Consider the following 20,224-nt stretch of genomic DNA (forward strand, 5'->3'; position numbering starts at 1 on the left):
ATCCCCGCCCGCCCGCGCTTCACCGGCTTTGCCGCACCCCCCGGATGGCCGAGCCGCAGACCTTGTCGGGCTGCTTGCGGGCGCGGGGCGGGCGTCTGCGCGGCTGTCCCATTGTCCGGTCGCCGGTATCGACTGGCGCCCGGGCTACCTGGACGGTGGCAGGGGCGGCGGGCCGGTGGGCGTGGTGCGAGGCTGGAGTGGATGGGGGCGGGTGAGCGGAGGTTCCTTGATGCGTCCCATCTGGTCCGGCGCGATCAGCTTCGGCCTGGTCACCATTCCGATCAAGGTGTACCCGGCGACCGAGAGCCACGCGATCTCCTTCCACCAGTTCCACCTTGCCGACGGCGGGCGGATCCGGAACCGGAAAGTCTGCGAGCTGGACGGCCAGGAACTAGACGCCAGCGACATCACCCGAGGCTACGAAACAGCGGTCGGCACCATCGCCCCGGTCACCGACGCCGACCTCGATGCGCTGCCGCTGCCGACCGCGAAGGCGACCGAGATCGTCGTGTTCGTGCCGGCCGCCTCGATCGACCCGATCCAGATCGGCGCCTCCTACTACCTGGCCGCCGAAGGCGTCGCCGCGAAACCCTACGAGCTCCTGCGGCGCGCCCTGGAGCGCAGCAGCAAGGTTGCGGTGGCCACGTTCGCGATGCGGGACCGCGAGCGCCTCGGCCTGCTCCGGGTCATGGACCGCGTGATTGTTTTGCACAGTCTCCGGTGGCCGGACGAGATCCGGTACGCCTCGCAGGTCGACGTCCCGGACGCCACAGTCACTGAGCAAGAGGTCGACGCGGCCGTCAAGCTCGCGGAGACCCTCTCGGGGACGGACGTGAGCGAGCTGCGCGACGAGTACCGCGACCCGCTGGAGAAACTGATCCAGGCCAAGGCCGCCGGCACCCGCCCCGAACCCGCCGAGACACCCGGGCCCGCCGCCGCGCAGGTCGTCGACCTCATGGCCATGCTGGAGCGCTCCGTCAGCGAGGCGAAGGCCGCGCGCACCGGCGGCCCCGACGCCACCGTCCACTACCTCCCCGCGAAGAAGACCACGAAGAAGCCGGCCGCGGCCAAGGCCCCGGCCAAGAAGCAACGCGCGAAGAAGACGGCGGTCCGCAACCCGCGCAGCGCGTGAGAGGCGGGCGCGAAGTGGTCTGCGGGGCCCCGCGTGGGAGACGTAGAGGCGAAACGTTACGCAGGTTCCGCGGCCTTCCGCAATTCGCCAAAAAAGGTCCGGCAATTTCCCTGAAAAGGCTTCAGGAGCCGCTGGCCCGGTTAATCTTGGCTCGCAGTCACACACGACAACGCTCCGTGCGCGCTCCTCGTGACAGGCGGACCAGCCAATTCCGGTTCTCCTGTCACGGGGTGCGCGAAGGACGCGCCCCCGTCCGACGAGGTAGGGGAAGCTTGTGTGTGCTGATGAGGAACCCGGCGAAACAGGGTCGAACCGCAGGTGGGTGTGGACCGGAGTGGTCATCCCGCTCCTTGGCGTCTGCGTGACGCTCGTGGTCGCCCTGGCCGGGAAGTAGCCCGCCCGGACCTGCTCCAATCAGGTCCGGGCGGAGTGTGAGAGCCCGTCATCGTTCAACGGTGGCGGGCTTTCCGCTTTTACGCGCGGCTACGGTAAAGCACCTCTGTAACTTATCTATTTGATGGCTTAGTCATAGGTTAGAGAGGTAGTTAAGTGCGCGGCCATAAGCCTTATGGCTTAGGTGAGTCTAATCTGTCGGGCGTTAAAACTTCCAGGACTTCGCGTACTCCCGGGCGTAGTCGCACCCTCGGGCCGTCACAGGGCCACTCAGGGCCCTTCGCGGGCCTGGTGTGCTCCGTGAGCCCGTGACGTGCGCCGTTGTCCCCTGGCGTGGAGGGCCGTGGGCGTTCGCGTGCCGGCCCTAAGGGTGCGCAGCGGGTCAGCGGCGAAGGCAGTTTTCCGAACGGCCCCTGTCCAACGACAGGTTCTGCTTAACGTTGGGGCACTCCAAGCGCGCAGAGTTGCGTGTACCCCCAACCCCACCTGGGTGGACCGTCCATACCGGAGCTGAGGACGAGAGGTCGACTGGTGCGACTTGAGTTAACGGAAGAGGACTTCCGGGACCGGCCTGAGAGTCGGTCCGGTAGATACGACATCCTCGCCCGCGAGACGGGGCTGACCATCGTGGCCTCAGACCACGAGTGGGCGCTGAGCGAGCAGGGGCTGCTCCAGCAGATCCAGCAGGGCGCGAGGATTCCCGACGACCAAGGATCAGAACGAGAGCCGGCCCCAGAGACACCTGTTGTGATCATGGAGTACGAGCGGCTGCCGCCCGGCGGATGGCGCAAAGCCTGGTGGTTCGATCCTTCACATGCCCGGAGGTTCTTCTACTTCCCCTACTTGGAGTTGTGGGCCACAGCAGGGGGTCGGCTCGTCAAAAGGTTCCCCTCAGGCAGATGGCTGCTCAGCACTGATCAAGATGCTTGGGAGCTGGTCTACAGCTGCCGACGGGACAACCAGATGAGTTCGCTCGATCAGGAGGTGCTGCCTCCGCGCCTCAGGCTCGCCCTCGACCTCGGGCGCTTCGTAAGCGACTCAGCCGAGGCGTGGACTGACGGTGAACCACGCGACGGCGGCCGGACCTATGAAGAAGCGGCCCTGGCCGTGGCCGGGCTGAAGCTCGCGATGGAGGGCCTGCAGCGCAGCGTTCTGCCCGATCTCCGGCTCCAGAGGTGTGATGCCGCGCGTCGAGTCGACCGAGGCCACAGCACCCAGAGTGCGGCGGCACAGGCCATGGGCTTGGACAAGAGCACGTGGTCCAAGCTGATCAGCAGCCGCACGGATTGACGGGGCACAGGAGCCGGCAGGACATCGTGCAAGGTGGCCAACGGGTCACCCGCGCGAGATGACGTCAGGGGCGCCTCGTTCCTCCGGTGAATCACTTCCCCCAGTGGGGTGAGAGTCCGTCCGTAAAGGCCTTGTCGGCGCGGGCCCCGGCGCTATCACCGGGGCGTGATCAAGAACCTTTCCCGCAGCTTCGCCGCCGCTGCCCTGGCCTTCGGGGTCCTCGCCCCGGCCGCCCCTGCGCATGCCGACGAGTACACCCTGACGGACGACATCACCTTGCTGCCGGTCGCAGCCGAGGTTCGCGACGGCTACCGGCGTGAGCTGTACCCGCACTGGAAGGACGATGACAAGAACGGCTGCTCGGCCAGGAACGACGTGCTGATCGCCGAGGCGATCGAGGCCCCGACCGTGGGAGCCGGCTGCATCATCACCGGGGGCGTGTGGCACTCGTACTACGACGACGTTGTCGTTTCCGGACCGGCCGGGATCGATATTGACCACATGATCCCGCTCGCGGAGCTCCACGATTCCGGCGGCTATGGCTGGACGACGGAGCGGCGCCGCCGGTACGCGAATGACATCACCAGCGACGTGACCCTCGTCGGGGTCACCGCGCGCTCGAACCGGCAGAAGTCCGACCAGGATCCGGCCACGTGGATGCCGGCCCCGGCGGTGCACTGCCGGTACATCGGGGAGTGGGTGGCGACCAAGCACCGGTGGGCGCTGTCGGTGGACCAGGCCGAGCGTGAAGCGCTACTGCGGTACGCGGCCGGCTGCCCGAACGCGACGCTGGCCTTCGACCGGGCCGCCTGATTCCGGGCTGATGCCCTTCGCTCCGGACATCTGCGCGGGCTGCGACAGCGGTGGCCCGCGCAGTCCTGCGCCCGCTCTTTCCGAGGGCTCGGGCAGGGGTTTCGCGCCGCCATACATCATTGCCCCCCAAGACCCGCAACCCCCCTCCGACCTGCGGTTTCGCCGTAGCTTGACAGGCTTGCTTCTTCCTCCTTGATCATGCCGTCACGTCGCCATCCGGGGGGCGTGATCCGCAGTCTTCTGCAAGGAGTGACCTGTCATGGGCATGTCTGAAACGGATGGAGTTCCGGCCGAGGGTGAACCGGCCCGGGAGCGGTCCGCTGAGGGTGGGGAGCCGGTGCCGGTGCGGCCTCGGCGTGGGGCTGTCGCGCGCCGCCTGGTCCGTGGCGCGGCGACGCTGTGCGTGCCTGTGGCCCTGGGCGCGGTGAGGGTCGCGGTGGCGCATTGGGCGCCGGAGTGGGCCGACGTGGCGAACGGCGTGGCCGAGGCCGCCCGGCTCGCCTGGAGCCGGGGAAGGTCGCGGCTCCGCCGCCCGCGCGGCTAGCCCCGCGTGGCGGCCCGGGATGCACGAGGGGCCGGTACCCGCAGTCCGCTCGCGGACGCCGGCCCCTTCGCCACACGCGTCACTCCAGCCACGGTTTTGCTGCCTTCCGCCCCCTCCTCCGCAGGGGGCGGGGATGGGGTGGCGGCCCGCTGGGGCGGTACTGCGGGGGTGGGCCGCGCTTGCCCCGCGGTTCACCCGGGCGGGTGAACCGCGGCCTCGCGTACGCGTAGGCGACTTGTGCGGTGCACCCCCAACCAGCTTTGAAATCATGGCTATTAACAACAAACAGGATCTTTCTGGATCTTTCCGGCACGGCCCGATCGGCGGGCCGCCGGTATGTGATCGGAGTGCGATTCATGGCGCGGTCAGTGCGGGAGCAGTACGACGGGAGCCAGGCCGCAGGACGGCTGCGGGTGCCCCTGGCGGCTTGGCGGTGGGCGGCCGGATCGGGCCTGGTCCCGCTGGCAGACGCCGGCTCGGGGCTGTGGTCGCGGGCGGTGGTGGAGGGGGCCGACCCGGAGCAGGTAAGGGCCGCGCTGCGGGGCCCGGTCGGGGCCGGGGTGGCGGCAGACCGGCTGACGCAGGCCCTTGGCGTGCCCCTCCCGGCGTGCCGGCCGAGGGTGACCGCCGCAGCGGTCGGCCACCTTGTCCGGGCCGGTCTCCTCGTCCGCCTCGGCGGCGACTTCGAGTTCCCCGAAGTCCATCCGGACCAGGTGGCTGCCCTCGCGCGCCGCCGGGACCTGCAGGCCCTTCTGGACCGGCACGTCCCCCTCGGCCCGGATCAGGCCGCAGTGCGCCTCGGGGTTCGCCGAACGGACTTCGACCACGTGGTCCGCCTCGGCTGGGTGACGCCGAGCGCCACGGCCGCTGTGGACTTCGGCCGCGCGGCTGGCGGCGTGGTCAACGTGCCGCTGTATTCAGCCTCGGAGGTGGCCCTGCTCCCGCTGGTCCGGCCCTCGGCGGACTGGAGGCAGGTGCGCGGCACGGCCCCCGGCCGCCGCTCCCCGCTCGCCTCTCACACGCCCCTGGTACCGGGTCAGGACACGGTGCTGCTCGCGGAGGTGGCCCGGATCGCTGCGGTGGGGCGCGCCACGGTGGTGAACTGGCGGCGCCTGCCCGGCTTCCCCGCCCCCGTGGACGGCACCAACGGTGGCACCGAGTTCGACCGGCGGGCGGTGGTGGCCTGGCTCTTCGCCAACGGCAAGATCACCATTCCCTCCGGGCCGGACACGGCCACCGTGCCCGTGTCCGTGCCGGGGCCCGGCGGCCGAATGCGGGTGCCGCAGTACTCTCCCGCCACACCTTGCCCGGCCACCGTGCCACCCGCCGCACGTACAGACCGGCTTGACCTGCCTGGAGAGCTGCCATGGACATTGATCCCGAAATGCACATGTACGACTGCCCGGGGCCCCTCCCCGGCGGACGCGGTTGCGAGGAGTGCAAGGGCTGGGAGGGCCGCACGTTCAAGGACATCCGGGCCGAACTCGCGGGCACCCCCGCAGTGGTGCCCGCGTCACGGCCGGCATACGGCGCGCACTCGCTGGTCCGGACCCCGGACCATGCCGATCACTGCGAGCGGCTTACAGACGAGGGCGGCATCTGCACGTGTCACAGCCTGGACGACTACGACCGGGAGCCGGCGAACATGGCCGACCTGGAGGACGGCATCAGCGCCTGGTGGTGAACCCGGCGTCCGTCATACCTGCCCGGGTGCGGGCAACTCCTCCCGTGAATAAAGCCAACAGCGAGATCTACCGCCGCCGCAACACGGTCGAACGCTGCTTCAACCAGCTGAAAGGCTTCCGAGGCATCGCCACCCGCTACGAGAAGACCGCCACCTCCGACGAAGCGGCGGTCACACTCGCATCGCTCCTGCTCTGGGCAAGATCGATTTGAAGACGGACCTAGGATCCCACCGCCCGGCTGAGCGCAGGCAATGAGGCCGCCGATGCTGATGACCCCTGGCGCAGACGGCAACGGCGGCGGACTATTTCTGCCCGCCGCCGTCGTCTACTGGGGGTAATCGATGAAACAGCTGGTGAGTGTTACAGCCTCAGAAGTCGCAAGTATGCACTTCGATGCATACCGAATCCGAAGCATCCTTGAGTAAGCTCGTCTGCCGATCTGCCACATCCGGCCGATTGCTAACTTTCGGACCTGCGTGGATTTTTCATGTAGATCTTCCTCCATGGGTGTCCCGGCCATTCTTCGTAGGGTGGTCCATCGTAGACCTCGGCATCAATGTAGAACCGGCCCTCTGTGAATGCGTCTAGCTCGAACTTGATGTCGTCGATATCTTCTTCCAGGTCAGATGATCTGCTCGATACGGAAAAGTAAAGCGTGATGCGTTCCGTGTCAATCTGAACCGAGATTGCGCGGACGCTGTCCGAGATTAGGCCGAGGCAGGCTTGCATTGCTTGGATGATGAAGTAGTTTTCGCGCTCTAGTGGGTTCAATTTTATGGAGTCCAATTCGGGGTTATTGGGACGATGCTAGGTCGGGCGGTCCCCTTGATCATGAACACATTTGTCGGCTGGTCGAGGTGGCCGGCTCCAGCTCCGGGATTGTTGTTATATCCGGTAATTCCATTGTATCGAATTACAATGTGTCCGTTTTTCGTTGTTCCGAGTACTGTTGTTCGACCTTGATGGTAGGCGGCGAGTATCTCCTGCCCTTCCTTGAAATGCAGTAGATATGAACCAGTGCCGCCGGCATCTAGGTATTCTTTTCGCCCCTTGATGTGTCGCATCTGAGTCTGGGCCAGTTTAGTGGAAATTTTTCCTGCCCCGCCAGGGATGGGAATCGCTGCCGAGAAGGCCATTCTTCCTTGTTCGAGGCCGTATTCGCTGACTCCGTGGCTTTTCGCCCAATTGTCGAACGCGTCATCCAGCTGGCAGGAAGGAAGGTTAGGTCCTGCGATGCACCTGGCATTCTTCGATCCCTGCAGGTTGGTGATGAATCCGCTCAGAAATCCAGCGGCCTCGTCTTTTAGTGGAGCTTGTGGCGGGAGCGGGCTGATGCAGTATTCGCATAGTGGCGGATTGCCCGGAGTTCGCTGCCATTGGGGCTTGCTGCTGCTCACGTCGCGACAGTCCTGGTCGTTGCCGCATGTGCTGCCCTTGACTAGCGGGGGGCCGCCGCCTCTGTATCCGCCGCCGCCGCCGTTGTTCGGGTCCTTTCCGCCGGGTGTTACGGGGTTGCTGGGGGACGTGCCGTCGGGCTTTTCGCTGTGGCCGGTTCCGTCGTCTGTGGCGAGGCCGGTGGGGTCCCAGTTGGTGAGGGGGCTGTTGTTGGCGTATTGGTAGGCGTTGTGCTGGTGGGGGTCGTCGATGACCATCAGAGGGTCGACGGAGAGGAACCGGCCCGCTGCGGGGTCGTATTCGCGGGCCCCGATGTGTGTGAGGCCGGTCGATTTGTCTTGGGTGCCGCCGACGAAGCCCTTCTCACCCGGCCAGGCCGTCGGCTTGGCGCCGCGTTCTTCACCGAACGGCTTGGTGGTGCGGCGCTGGACGGTGAGGGTCGCGGCGTCGATGGAGGTGGTGCCGGTGTTGTGGTGATCGGCCGCGATGTAGGAGAGCTTGCCCGCCGAGGTCCGGACGATGGTCGTTCCACCCGGTGTCGGGTAGTAGCGGGTGCCGGTGATCTTGTCGGTGTTGGTGTCGAGGGTGAGTTCGTCCGTCCCGGTGTAGAGGGTCGTCTTGCCGGGGTCCTTGCGGGCGAGACGGTTGCCTGCCGCGTCGTAGATGTAGGTGGAGGTGCCTGCGTTGGTGGTGTTGGAGGCGAGTTTGCCTTCGGCGTTCCAGGTCAGTTTCTGGGTGGGGCCGCCGTCGCCGGGGAGGGTGTTCGGGGCGTCGCCGGTGTCGGGTCGGGTGAGCGTGTTTCCGGTCTTGTCGTAGGTGAGGTCGGTGGTGACCGGGGTGTTGCTGCCCATCTTTCTGGTGGTGGAGGTCGGGGTGTGCGGGCGCGGGGAGCCGGGCGCAGGGTAGGTGTTGGTGGTGACGCTGGTTTTGGCGGCGTCACCTGTGGGGTCATGGTCTGTCAGGGTCTTGCGGTTGCCGGTGACGTCGTAGGTGAACGACTGCCAGTAGGGAGCCGGACCTCCGATCTCAGCGCTGCTGGGAGTGGTGTTGGTGCAGCCTCCGATGCCGGGCACGCTGGGGCCGGGCTTGGTTGTGGTGGTGCCCTTGTCAGTCCAGGCCTCGGTGAGACGGCCCTGGTAGTCGTAGGTGAAGCACTGGGTGTCCCGTGCTGCGCCCTGAACGTTGGTGACGGAGGTGACGTCGCCGGCGGGGGTGTAGGTGTAGCTGGTGCTGTTGACCGGGCCGGAGGTCTGGTCCTGTTTACTGAGCTCGGTGCTCAGGAGCCTGCCGGTGGCGGGGTCCAGGATGTTGGTGGCGACTACCTGCTTGGGGTCATCGCCGAAGGTGGTGCGCTGTACCTGGCCGAGCTCGTTGTAGTTGGTGTAGTTGACGTAGTCGACGGTGTTGGAGCCGATGGAGACCGGAAGCCCGTTGATGTTGCGGCTGGTGGAGAGGTCCTCGGCAGGCAGTCCGCCCGATGCGGGGAGGTCGGTGCTGGTTTCCAGCCCGGTGATCGGGTTGTAGCTGGTGGAGCTCGTGTAGGTGCCGGTGAGGGCTCCTTCACCGGCAGGAACGATCAGCTTGCTTCCGGTGGGCCGGTAGCCGGTGTCGTAACCGGTGACTTCCTGACGCCACGCTTTGCCGCTCGCCCAGCTGGTGGATGCGGTCGGCAGCCCGGGCAGGAGGGTGTCGTAGTCGTACGTGGCGAGCTTGGTGCCGTCGGCCGCGCTCAGGTTGCGTGAGGTTGGCCGGCCCAGGATGTCGTAACTGGTGAAGATGGTGGTGCCGCGGGCATCGGTGGACGACTCCAGGCGGTCGGCGATGTCGTATGTGCTCGTGGATGTTCCCTTGTCGGGGTCCACTGCCTTGGTCTGACGGCCCTGGAGGTCGTAGTCGTAGGTCCAGTCGTTGCCGGCGGGGTCGGTGATCTGCTTCAGCTGGCCGGCGGCGTCGTAGCCGTAGGTTGTGGCGTCGAATGCCCCGGTTGGGGTTTCGGCCTTGTACAGGCGCAGTTCAGTCTTACGCCCGCGGGCGTCGGTGATCGTGCTGGAGGCGATCCCACCCTTGGGCGGGGTGGTGTCGACGCGGTCGGCGCCCGGGTAGGCGATGGCTGTACGCCACTGCTCTTTCGCCTTGGAGTAGAAGATCCCCGCGACCGGCCGGCCGAGGCCGTCGTACTGGGTGAGGTTCTGGGCGGGCAGCGTGTTCTCGTCGGCGGTGAAGAAGCTCTTCACCGGGTCGGAGTCTTTGTTGACGTAGGTGCCGCTGGTCTTGAAGACGCGGCCGCGGCTGTCGTAGGCGCTGTCGGTGATCAGGCGAGTGCCTGCCGCACCGTTTTGTGGAACCGACTGGGTCTGGACCTGCTGGCCCATCGCGTCGAGGATGTCGATCGAGGTGGCGTAGGACTGGTCGGCTCGGAGTGTCTGGGTGGTGACCGAGCTGGTGTCGGTCTGGTTCAGGTCGTAGGAGAACACCTGGCTGGCGCTCTGGGTACGGGCTCGGCCCGGCAGCCACACCTCCGTGGTGCGCCCCAGTTCGTCGTAGGCAGCCTCGGTGGTGCGGTTGTTCTGGTCGACAGTCTTGACCGGGACACCGCGCAGGGGGTGCAGGGTGGTGGTCGTCGTCCAGTTCTTGGCGTTGGTGACCTTGAGGGTCGTCGGACGGGCCGGCGCTGCCGGTGTGTACGCCGTCTTGGTGGTGGCGCCTGCGGCGTCGGTGGTGCTGGTGACACGACCGTAGGCGTCGTACGCGATCGAGGCCTTGGCGGTGTACTTCGGCTGGCCGGCTTCGAAGCGTTCCAGAACGGCTGTGCTGGTGGGCTGGCCGGGACCGTTCAGGGTGCCGAAGGGCTTGTTGTCGTAGTTGGTGCGGCTGCCGTCGATGGTGTTCGCCTCGGTGGCAGCCACGTCGCACGCTGCCTGGGTCCGCAGGGTCTGCGACACGCGGTCGAGGATCCGGGCGGTCTCGTTGCGCGCGTAGGAGGTGGTGGTGCAGATGTCGGGCAGGCCGTCAGCCTTGTCGAGGACCGACTCTTGCATTCCGTACGCCGCATCGAACGTGACGGCCTGTGACGTGGTCCGCCAGGTCGTGTCGGCGAGCAGCGTTTTGTGCTGGGTGAGGGAGGTTCCCTGCATCCGGGCCGTCAGGGCCGGCAGTGCGGTTCCACGGCTGTGCGTTGCGGTGGCTTCCGGGACCCAGGGGTCGGACGTGACGGTGGAGACAAGGTCTCCGCCGTCGGAGGCGAAGGTACGCAGTTCGCGCAGGGTGCCGGCGAGGTGGTTGTCGTCGGGGATCGTGTTTCCGTTGATCCCGGTGAAGGTGTACACCCGCTTGGTGTTGTTCGCTCTGACGTCGCCGTTCATGCCACGGAGGTAGAAGGCGTGTGTCTTGGAGACGACGTCGGGGGCGGTGCCGGCGCGGGTGATGACCTGCTGGTAGCCGCGGAACTGGTTCCAGGTGCGGTATTTGTCCTCGGTCAGTTCTTCGTCGTCACGGTGCCACGCGGCCAGGCCGACGTACTCGTAGCGGACTTCCTGCGGGCGGGATCCGCCGAAGGGGTCCGTTTCGGTGACTTGGGCGACGACGTATTTGTGGAACCAGTCCAGGCTTGAATCGTTCGGGCTGCGGGGGTCTGGATTCCAGTAGACGGGGAAGCAGCGCTTGGTGTTGGAGTCTGCTGCCGAGGGCAGGCCGGTACCGGGGGAGCAGTCGGCATCGGCGTAGACGATGTCGGTGATCTTCCCGGTCTCGGACTTGATCTTCACGATGCGGTACCGGTTCATGGCCGGCCGGTTGTCGCTGCTGGAGTCGACGCGGTTGTTCCGCAGCTTGCCGTAGAAGATGACCTTGGGAGTGTCCAGTGTCTTCGTACCGTCGTAGCCGGTGTGCTGGAGGAGAGACAGCCACAAGGCCGGGGCTGTTTGGTCCTCCGTCTTGGGGAACTGGTGGCTGAGCGCGTAGGAGTCGACGTTGTCGTACCCGCCGTCACCGCCGAGAACCTGCGTGGTGATCTTGGTGAGCCGCTTGGTGGTCCAGAACGTCGGCGAGTAGTTCTCGCAGGTACCCGTGGACTCGCACTTCTGGTCGAAGGGCACGTCCGGCCACTTCGTCTGGTTGGCCGCGGTCAGTTTCGCGGGCGCGCAGTCGAAGACATCCGCAACCGGCAGGCAGCGTTCATCCACGTCGAAGAGGACCTGTGCGGTCGGCTTGACGGTGTCTGCGTCCGTCAGCTTCGAGCCGTAGGCGATCTTTTTGAGGTTGCCGCCGCGGATGTACGGGGTGATCGTGCCTGTCGGGTTCGTGGCCGAGGCGCCGCGCTTGTAGTGGTTGGTCTCGGTGGCGTAGGTGTAGGTGATCAGGCCGCCGCGGGCGTCGACGACGAAGTCGAGGTTCCAGCGCCATGCCTGCTGGCACCAGGACGCCGCGAACGTCGACTGGTGGCAGTCCTCGCCCGTGTCATTTCCGTAGACGGGCAGGGTCCAGGCGGAGTTCGTGGCCGGGGACGTGGCGCTGTCTGGTTTGCGGCCAGCACCGAAGAAGTACCGGGTACCGTCGGTGGTGGTCACCACCCAGTACTCGCCGTTGTCGTCACCGTTGGCCGCGCCGGCCAGGTGCTCGACCTTCGAGGCGTCATCGTTCTCCAGCCGCCACTCGCCGGTCTTGTCATCCTTGACCAGGACCGAGGACCTGCCGTTCAGGGAGAAAGTGGCGTTCTCCCCGGCCAGGCACTGATCGCCTGACCCTTCCTGGCCGTCCTTCGCGCACGGCTTGAAGCGGCGCTCCACGAAGCCGGGCGAGTAGTCCCAGCCCTCACCGATCCAGGACGCCTGGTTGTTCGTCGCGGCCGTACGGCCGTCGATCGCCTGGGAGCTATAGGACAGTGCGATGCTCGGCTTGCTGCCACCAAGGCCTTCCGGTACGGCGATCGGGTAGCTCCAGGAGAACCCGCCGGTGTTGGAGCCGCTACTCCAGGAACCGGAGGGCGCCAGGCTGGTGGCCGCGAAGCTGCCGGCCGGCCCGCCGGGAGTAGCCGATGCCGCGAAGACTGTCGCCCCGCCTGAGGACTCGGAGCCGGCACTCAGGCTCCGGGCGGCGGGGCTTGGGGCCGCGAGCGGTACCTCGGCGCTGAGGAGGCCGGGCCGGTCGCCGTCCTTGACGGTGGCCAGCGGCGTCTGCGTACGGCATTCCGGCCGCTCGGGAGCCGTCAGGACACACTCGGGCAGCGCGACCAGCTGGGCCCGCGAAAGCCAGTCCCCGCCGAACGAGCCCGCGATGTGCGAGACATCCACGGACACCTTGACCGGTCCGCCTTCGGTCACGCCCTCACCCGGGCGGACCGAGACCAGCATCCCCTGCAAGCCCGCCTTCTCGGCGGTTGCACGGTCCTCCAGCTCTACAGCGGCCTTGCCGCTGCGAGGGCCTTCGTCCCCTGGGGCAGGGGCGACCCAGACGGGTGCGTCACCCGCGCGGCTCGGATCCGGCAGAGGAGCGACAGGCCCCTGGGAGCGGCCTGCGGCGAAGAGCGAGCCGTCCGCAGGGGTGGACGCGGTGGCCCCGAGGTCGACTTCGGCGCTGGTGGCCTGCGGCCAGTACACATCCTTCGGAGTCCAGGCGTCAGCCTGCTGCTCCGGGTCCGCTTCTGCCTTCGGGGCGTCCTTGCCGGGAACCGAGTCGGTTTCGGGCAGTGTGCCGGGTGACCAGAGGCTCGGGTTCTTCGGTTTCCAGTCGGAGGCCTCGGCTGTGCCGAGCCCCAGGACGAGTGAGAGCGCAACGGTAGAGGCGACGAGTATGCGGCGTTTTGCCGCAGATCTTCCTCTGGTTCGACGTAGTTCTGGTGGAGCCTGCACGGCATTCCCCCCACGGTAGCCAAATGATCAATCAGCGGATCCTATGTTGTTCCTTATTCGCAACACATAGATCAATTCGGGCAATCCAACCCTCCTGTGACCTGCGGTGTCTTGAAAGGTGATCAAAATTTGATCATTCGCATACGCGACACTCGAGGTCTGATATCGGGCATGGTGGGCATTTCTGGGCATCTCGCTGGAGTTCTTGGTTCCGGATGGCGGGGGTCGTGAAAATGCCTGGTCAGAGAGCTGTTAGCGTTCGCCGCCAGTTGACCATCGCAACCGCATTGGGAGTTCTGCCGTGGGGGGCATACAGAGAAGCAAACGATCGGCCAACCGGCCGGTCGCACTGACAGGGCTGATAGCACTGGCCCTGTCGATAACCACCGTTGGCGCCGCACCCGCCGCCTTGGCCGTTCCAGCGGTGGACACACCACCCGTGCTGAGCGATCCCACTCCGCCTGAGCGCCCGACGACCGAGCGGGAGCGGGCGGAGGACGCCGCTCTGGCGGAGGCCAAGCGCACGGGCACGCCGGTGCCCGTGCCGGCCGGGATGACCGACACCGACACGGTGACTGCCAATCCCGACGGCACCCTGGGCCTGACCCGCAGCGTCGCCCCCGTACGCACCAAGCGCGACGGCACCTGGGTGGACCTGGACGCCTCCCTGGTCAAGGCAGCCGACGGCACGCTCCGTCCGAAGGCCTCGGTGAGCGGTCTGACCCTCTCCGGCGGCGGCACCGGCCCGCTGGCCACCCTGGATCAGGACGGCAAGCAGCTGGTCCTGAGCTGGCCGGACCCGCTTCCCGTACCGGTGCTGGACGGTTCCAGCGCCGCCTACCGAGAAGTCCTCCCCGGTGTGGATCTGAGGGTCACGGCCGATGAGGGCGGCGGGATTTCGCAGATTCTGGTCGTCAAGTCCGCCGAGGCTGCGAAGAATCCGAAGCTCGCAAAGCTGACCACGGGCCTCAAGGGCGAAGGCGTCACTGTCTCAGCCGACGATCACGGGAACCTGAAAGCAGCCGACGCTGCAGGCCGTACGGTCTTCCAGGCACCGACCCCCACGATGTGGGACTCCACCGCTCCCATAGAGGTCCCGCTCGCCAAGTCCGGCGGCACCGTGGCCTTCTCCCAGGCGGTCACCGCGGACGAGACGCCGCTCGGCACCGGGGAAGAAGAGGCGGTCAAGACCACCTCTGATAGCGACGGGCCGGGCGACTTCGCCAAGACCACCCGCCTGCAGGCCGACCTCGGCACGGACTCCGTCGCCCTGACCCCGGACCAGTCCTTCCTTACCGCCCCCGACACGGCCTACCCGGTGTACATCGACCCGGCGTGGATCCCCGCCAACCGGGAAGTCCAGCACTGGGCCTGGGTCCAGGAGGCGTACCCGACCACCACCAGCTACGACGACTACGCGGACGACTACGATCCCGGTGTCGGCTACCAGCGCTGGCGCAGCAAAACCGGCCTGGAGCGCTACTACGTCCAGCTCGACACCAGCGACCTGGGCGACAAGTCCATCAAGAAGGCGTCCCTCAACGCGACCCAGTCGTACGCCGCCGATGCCACATGCAGCAACACCTACAACGTAGACCTGCACTCCACCGAGCAGCTCCTGTCGAACATCACCTGGAACAACCAGCCCAAGGACTACGGAGTCCTCCGCACGACCTCGATGAACAGTGCCGGCGGCGCGGGATGTTCCAGCTCCACCACGCGCGGTGAGTGGGACGTACGCGACCACCTGGCGGACAGAATCTCGCTCGGCAAAGTCACGTACGCACTCTTCGCCGCCAACGAGTCCAAGAGCAGCGGCAACAACGGCTTCAAGCGGTTCACCCGCGACAAGAACAAGCTGCCGTTCTTCTACATCGAGTACAACCGGCGCCCGTACGACCCGTGGGGGCTCACCACGACCCCGGCGCCCCAGAACCCGAACGGAAACGGCTGCGGCTGGGTCGGCGCCAGCACTTACACCGGCTTCACCGTCGGCGCCTGGGTCGGCGACCCCGACGGCCAGGTCACCGATGCCGTCTTCGAGGTCATCGACAAGGCAAGCGGCACCACGACGTACAGCAGCGGCTGGATCGGGGCCGCAAACGGAACCCACTGGGTATCCGCCCACCCCACGAACATGGCAGACGGCCGTACCTACTCCTGGCGCGTAGCTGGCGGCGACGGCGACATGATGTCGGCCAACTGGATGAGCGGATGCACATTCTCCGTGGACACCCAGCCGCCGTCCGTCCCGGTCGTCACCTCCGCCGAATACCCGCCGTCCGGCACCCTGCCCGGCTCCACGAAGCACATCGGTGAGAAGGGCAACTTCAAAGTCACCGCAGGCGACCCCCTCAGCGGTGTCCTGTACTACGAGTGGGCGTTCAACGAGGACATCCCCGTCGGCGGCGCCAACCGCATCAATGCAGCGGCCGACGGCACCGCCACCATCCCGGTGACGCCCACGTGGTGGGGCACGAACATCCTGCGCGTCCAGGCCGTGGACCGTGCGGGCAACCGCTCGCAGCAGCAGACCTACGTCTTCTACGTCCCCGACGACCCGAACGCCAAGACTGTCCTCGGAGACATCACCGACGACGACCTCGTCGACTTCATCGCCCCCGCCGACAACGGCGACCTCATCGTCTACCCCACCGCGATCGACCCCTCCGCGGGCGGCCTGATCGCCGCCACCAAGGCCAACAGCCCCGGCGGCAAGGGCTGGGGAAATGGCACCCTGACCACACACCGCGGCGGCAACGGCATCACAGTCGATGACCTGTGGACCTTCCGCGACGGACAGCTCAAGGTCTACCGCAACTCCAAGACCAAGGGCGGTCCCTACTTCGACGCCGACAACACCCTGGACGTGGCAAGGCCCGTCGAGGGATGCACCGTCGCCACCACCGACAAGCCCTGCGGGACCGCTTACATCGGCAACTGGAGCCGGGTCAAGCAGATCCTCGCCGTCGGAGACGTACTGCCCGACGCGAGCACCACGACCCAGCGAAACGACCTGCTCACCGTCGAAAGCAACGGAGCAGGCGGTACTCAGCTCATCCTGTTCCAAGGAAAAGCAGGCACTGGCCAGCTCATCGATCCTGGCACGTTCGTCCTCAGCACAAGCGGCTGGGACGACCTGACCCTCATGGCCCCCGGCGACGCCACCGGCGACGGCCTCGCCGACCTCTGGGCCCGGGACGACAGCACAGGCGACATCTACCAGTACGCCAACGTCGCCGGACACCCTGAAGCACTCGGCGACCACAGCAAGCGCACCAGGATCCGCACCGGCGTCACCGCCGCCTCCTTCCCCGTGCTCGGCTCCTCCGGCGACACCAGCGCCGACAACATCCCCGACCTCTGGTCCCTCGACAGCCGCCACCGCCTGCGCACCTGGAACGGCAAAACGACCAGCGGCAAGGTCACCAGCTTCAACACTTCAGAGGTCATGGGCGACGCCCGGATCTCCACCACCCACTGGAAACTGAACGAAGAGACCGGAACGACCGCCATCGACATGCGCGGCCGCAGCAACGGCAAGCTCAGCTCCACCGGCGCCACGCGCATCGCCGGCACCGTCGCGGGCACCCTGACCGACGTCGTCGACCTCGACGGCACCAGCGGCACGGTCACCTCCACCGGCACCCCCGTCGACACCACCAACAGCTTCACCGTCTCGGCCTGGGCCAGGTCCGAGGCGCCGAACATCGTGGTCAGCCAGGACGGACTGCACGCCAGCGGCTTCATGATCTGGCACGACCAAGACGGCACCTGGCGGTTCGGGATGTCCCAGAAGGACGACGACAACTGGGCCTACGACCTGACCGGCGTCATGAACGACGCCGCCAAGGTCCGCACCAAGGAGTGGACCCAGCTCACCGCCAGCTACGACGACACCACGGGCCTGATCGCCCTGTACGTCAACGGCACTCTCGCCGGCACCGGCCACCACGCCAAGGCCAACGTGTGGAAGGCCACCGGCTCCCTCGTCCTTGGCCGGTACAAGTACCAAGGCAAGCCCTACTCCTACTGGAACGGGCGCATCAGCAACCTGGCCGTCTACGACCACTCCACCGTCCCCTCCGCGTCCAGCACCACCCTCGTCTCAGCGGTGGACAACAACAAGTGCGCGGAAAGCGACGGCAGCGCCGAAGGCAACCCCATCACCCTCCACGACTGCAACGCCACCCCCGGCACCTCGCAGACCTTCCAGGTCCTGGAGAACGGTGAACTGCGCGTGGCCGGCAAGTGCGTAACCACGAAGGCCGGAGGGACCGCTATCCGCACCCTCATCCAGCTCAACACCTGCAACGGCGCCAGCGGCCAGCAGTGGCTGCCCACCGCCGACAGTGGCTTCTACAACCCTCGGTCTGGCTTCTGCCTCGACCTGCCCAACGCCCGCACCGACAACGGCACCCAACTAGAACTCTCCGGCTGCTACGGCCTCAACGCAGAACGCTGGCTCACCCCCGGCCTCGCCACACCACTCGGAGCCACCGGCTAACACCAACGACTGACCGTCTGGCCCGCTTCCCCCTGGGAAGCGGGCCAGTAGAATGTTGCGCCCGCCCACAACTCACGGCTCAGCGGCTGCGCTCTCGGCCGCGTACCTGCGCCTGCCCGACGCGATGCGAGGTTGCTCTGCCCGGTTCCGGCCGAGCCGAGACGAAGGGGGGAGACTTCCAGGCATGGACCTGGAGTCGATAGCGGCGCAGCTGTAGAAGCTTGTGCCGTCAGAGTCCACCGGGGCCCGGGGGCGCGTACGGCATGGATGCCGGTGGCCGGTGGCAGGATCCGACGGGTCAAACAGGGCGCGTCGGAGGGGCAGGGCATGGGGTTGAGCCGTTGGGAACGGATCGCCTTGGACGGCTTCCTCCTCGCCGCCGCGGTCACCGCGGCCGGCTGGGGCGCGGCGCACTACGGCTTCGACCGGACCGCGCACCTGGCCTTCACCCTGAGCCTGATCCTGGTTCTCGTCGCGGCCTGCCGCACTGTGTTCCACGGCCTGACCCTCGTACGGCTCCCACAGCCGCGCATTCCCGCGTCGGAGGGGAATCACCGTCACTGACGCGGGCAAGCTCGACATCGACCACATGGTCCCGCTCGCCAACGCCTGGCGTTCAGGCGCCGGTGCGTGGACGGCGGAGCGGCGTAAGGAGTTCGCGAACGATCTGACCCGCCCCCAGCTGCTCGCGGTGTCGGCGGCGACGAACCGGTCCAAGGGGGACCAGGGCCCCGACGAGTGGCAGCCCCCGGCCAAGAGCTACTGGTGCACGTACGCGACAGCGTGGACGAACGTGAAGTCCACCTACCAGCTCACGGTGACCGAGGGCGAGAAGAAGAAGCTGACCGAGATGCTGGAGACGTGCTCATGAGCGACCACCAGCCCGATACCACCCCGCAGCCCGAGCACGGTGCCGCCCCGGACGGGTCGGTCCCGTTGACCGACCACGTGAAGGCGGGCCCCGGCGGGGCGATGACCGACGAGGTCGGCGTCCTCACCGGTGACGTCACCGTGACGACCGAGCCCGGCCCGGACGGAACGGCCACGGTACGGATCCAGTACACCGGCGCCGAGGAGTGGTACACCCTCACCGGGAGCCCCCGCCCCGCTGCCACTCGGCGGCCTCGCCGTCTTCCACAAGGACGTCGTCGAGGCCGTGCAGGCCGGAGGTGCCGCGGAGGTCCCCGCAGCCACTTCGTGAAAACCCACCTGCCACGCAGCCCGGTTGCGGCATCGTCGTGTTCAGGCCGCCCCGCACCGTGGGCTGCCCGAACACGGGGTAGGGGAGGGCAGGTCGTGGTGAGTAGGCGCGAGACCTGGACGACGGAAGAGTTCGGCACCTCCCACACCGGCGCGGTCGAGGCCGTCCTCGCCGACGGCACCGTCCCCAACCCCGTGTACTTCGACAGTGGCTCCGGCGGGGGAGGGGACCCGGTTTCCCAGTGGAGCGTCTACGACGGCCGCTGGCCCCACGTACCGAGAGCCGCAGCGGTGCGCGCGGTGTGCTCCTGTGGCTGGGCCGGTCCCGAACACCTGCTGGACTGGGAGACGATCGGCGACCAAGACTTGGCCGAGGCAGGTGACGAGCAGGCGGACGCCTGCGACCGGGACTGGTACGGGCACACCGACCAGGTAGAGGCGACCACCGTCCCCCTGCCCGAGAGCGTCACCTCGCTGCTGGTCCAGTTGGAGGAGGAGATCGACAGGCTGACAAGGACCTCCCCGGTCGCCGCGGTACGTGCAGCCCGCCGGCTGGAGGTCGTCGCCGAGCGGGTCGGCTACTGGGCCGCCCGCGCCACCGCCAACGATCTCGACACGAAGCAGGCCGCCGCCCAACTCGGCCTCAATGAGGAGGCCGCCCGCAAGCTGCTGGCACGCCTCGGACGCTGGAGCTCGTACCGCTGACCGTGCTGGTCCGATCGCAGGAGACGGCCCGTCCGGGCCGACGTGCGAAGGAAGACCCGGACGAGCTCCACCAACCAGCCTCCCAGGACAGCGCCCCCGTACGTGGCGGCCAAGTAGTTCCCGCCCCGTTCCGCGGCCTACAGGGCGCTCTCGTAGACAGGACCCGCCGGAGCCCTGACCACAGCAGCCTGCCGCCGCCCTCGACTCGCAGGCGATGGTGTGCGACGTCTGCGACACGAGCGCGCTCGCGGCCACCTAGGATCAGCCATCGGCCCTCCGACGGGTGTTCTGGGGTGTGGCAGGAGCTCCACTACGTCCGCGTCGCCGTATGCCACACCGAGCACGGTGTCCACGCCGGACACCCGGATCGTGTCACCCGCCGGCCCCCGCTCGGCGAGATCTGATGAACGGCGATCGGCCCATGCTCCATCCCGCCGGCCTGCGGCCGGATGAGCCCGGAGGCATCCGGACACCGGACACGCCGACGGGCTGTGCCCCACTTGTCACGAATCGGCAACACCGAAGACGGTTGGCTCCGGTAGCCGATCAGATAGGGCCCCTTCGCCACGATCCTCGGGGGGACCATGAACTTCCGTGCTGCCACAGCCGCCGCCCTACTTCTCTCAATCACGGCCTGCACCACAGCGACCGGTACCCGGGCGGCAGAGCCGTCTCCCACAGCCAGCGCCACGCCCATCACCAGCTCCGCCGCCA

The 20,224-nt window shown here is 67.3% G+C and carries 10 protein-coding genes and 1 pseudogene; 9 read left to right on the forward strand and 2 right to left on the reverse strand.

Features of this window, described 5'->3' with window-relative positions; genetic code table 11:
• Positions 1-229 precede the first annotated feature (229 nt).
• The 3 genes from ACFYYB_RS40855 (at position 230) to ACFYYB_RS40865 (ending at position 3,628) form a co-directional block, all read left to right on the forward strand.
• Positions 230-1,132, forward strand: coding sequence for a Ku protein (locus ACFYYB_RS40855; protein WP_389443579.1), 903 nt, complete (start codon positions 230-232; stop codon positions 1,130-1,132).
• A gap of 924 nt (positions 1,133-2,056) precedes the next feature.
• Positions 2,057-2,815, forward strand: coding sequence for a hypothetical protein (locus tag ACFYYB_RS40860; RefSeq protein ID WP_389443581.1), 759 nt, complete (start codon positions 2,057-2,059; stop codon positions 2,813-2,815).
• 165 nt (positions 2,816-2,980) lie between these two features.
• Positions 2,981-3,628: a DUF1524 domain-containing protein gene (locus ACFYYB_RS40865; protein WP_389443583.1), complete on the forward strand. Its 648-nt coding sequence runs from the start codon at positions 2,981-2,983 to the stop codon at positions 3,626-3,628.
• A gap of 909 nt (positions 3,629-4,537) precedes the next feature.
• Here ACFYYB_RS40865 and ACFYYB_RS40870 read toward each other — a convergent pair.
• A complete protein-coding gene (locus tag ACFYYB_RS40870; protein WP_389443585.1) occupies positions 4,538-4,999 on the reverse strand; it encodes a hypothetical protein in 462 nt (153 codons plus the stop codon).
• 539 nt (positions 5,000-5,538) lie between these two features.
• Between ACFYYB_RS40870 and ACFYYB_RS40875 the strand changes: the two genes are divergently transcribed.
• Complete coding sequence (locus ACFYYB_RS40875) at positions 5,539-5,856, forward strand: hypothetical protein (RefSeq protein ID WP_389443587.1); 318 nt, start codon at positions 5,539-5,541, stop codon at positions 5,854-5,856.
• 44 nt (positions 5,857-5,900) lie between these two features.
• A complete protein-coding gene (locus ACFYYB_RS40880) occupies positions 5,901-6,068 on the forward strand; it encodes a transposase (RefSeq protein ID WP_389443589.1) in 168 nt (55 codons plus the stop codon).
• 562 nt (positions 6,069-6,630) lie between these two features.
• Here the strand turns inward: ACFYYB_RS40880 and ACFYYB_RS40885 are convergent.
• Complete coding sequence (locus tag ACFYYB_RS40885; protein WP_389443625.1) at positions 6,631-12,600, reverse strand: RHS repeat domain-containing protein; 5,970 nt, start codon at positions 12,598-12,600, stop codon at positions 6,631-6,633.
• A 922-nt stretch (positions 12,601-13,522) separates the two neighbouring features.
• Here ACFYYB_RS40885 and ACFYYB_RS40890 point away from each other — a divergent pair.
• The 4 genes and pseudogenes from ACFYYB_RS40890 (at position 13,523) to ACFYYB_RS40905 (ending at position 19,510) form a co-directional block, all read left to right on the forward strand.
• On the forward strand, positions 13,523-17,605 hold the full coding sequence (locus ACFYYB_RS40890) for a LamG-like jellyroll fold domain-containing protein (RefSeq protein WP_389443591.1): 4,083 nt from the start codon (positions 13,523-13,525) through the stop codon (positions 17,603-17,605).
• A 327-nt stretch (positions 17,606-17,932) separates the two neighbouring features.
• Positions 17,933-18,169: a hypothetical protein gene (locus ACFYYB_RS40895; protein ID WP_389443593.1), complete on the forward strand. Its 237-nt coding sequence runs from the start codon at positions 17,933-17,935 to the stop codon at positions 18,167-18,169.
• Positions 18,159-18,476 (forward strand): annotated as a pseudogene (locus ACFYYB_RS40900) (HNH endonuclease family protein); the annotation flags it as partial. The gene ACFYYB_RS40895 and the pseudogene ACFYYB_RS40900, both read left to right, overlap by 11 nt.
• A gap of 425 nt (positions 18,477-18,901) precedes the next feature.
• Complete coding sequence (locus ACFYYB_RS40905; RefSeq protein ID WP_389443595.1) at positions 18,902-19,510, forward strand: hypothetical protein; 609 nt, start codon at positions 18,902-18,904, stop codon at positions 19,508-19,510.
• Positions 19,511-20,224: the final 714 nt, after the last annotated feature.

Source organism: Streptomyces sp. NPDC002886 (assembly GCF_042888445.1).
Taxonomy (GTDB): Bacteria; Actinomycetota; Actinomycetes; order Streptomycetales; family Streptomycetaceae; genus Streptomyces.

Excerpts from the sequence above, each read along its gene's own strand:
- ACFYYB_RS40855 (WP_389443579.1), top strand. The coding sequence starts at position 230 with ATGCGTCCCATCTGGTCCGGCGCGATCAGCTTCGGCCTGGTCACCATT.
- ACFYYB_RS40875 (WP_389443587.1), top strand. The coding sequence starts at position 5,539 with ATGGACATTGATCCCGAAATGCACATGTACGACTGCCCGGGGCCCCTC.
- ACFYYB_RS40885 (WP_389443625.1), bottom strand. The coding sequence starts at position 12,600 with ATGCTGGTCTCGGTCCGCCCGGGTGAGGGCGTGACCGAAGGCGGACCG.
- ACFYYB_RS40895 (WP_389443593.1), top strand. The coding sequence starts at position 17,933 with ATGGGGTTGAGCCGTTGGGAACGGATCGCCTTGGACGGCTTCCTCCTC.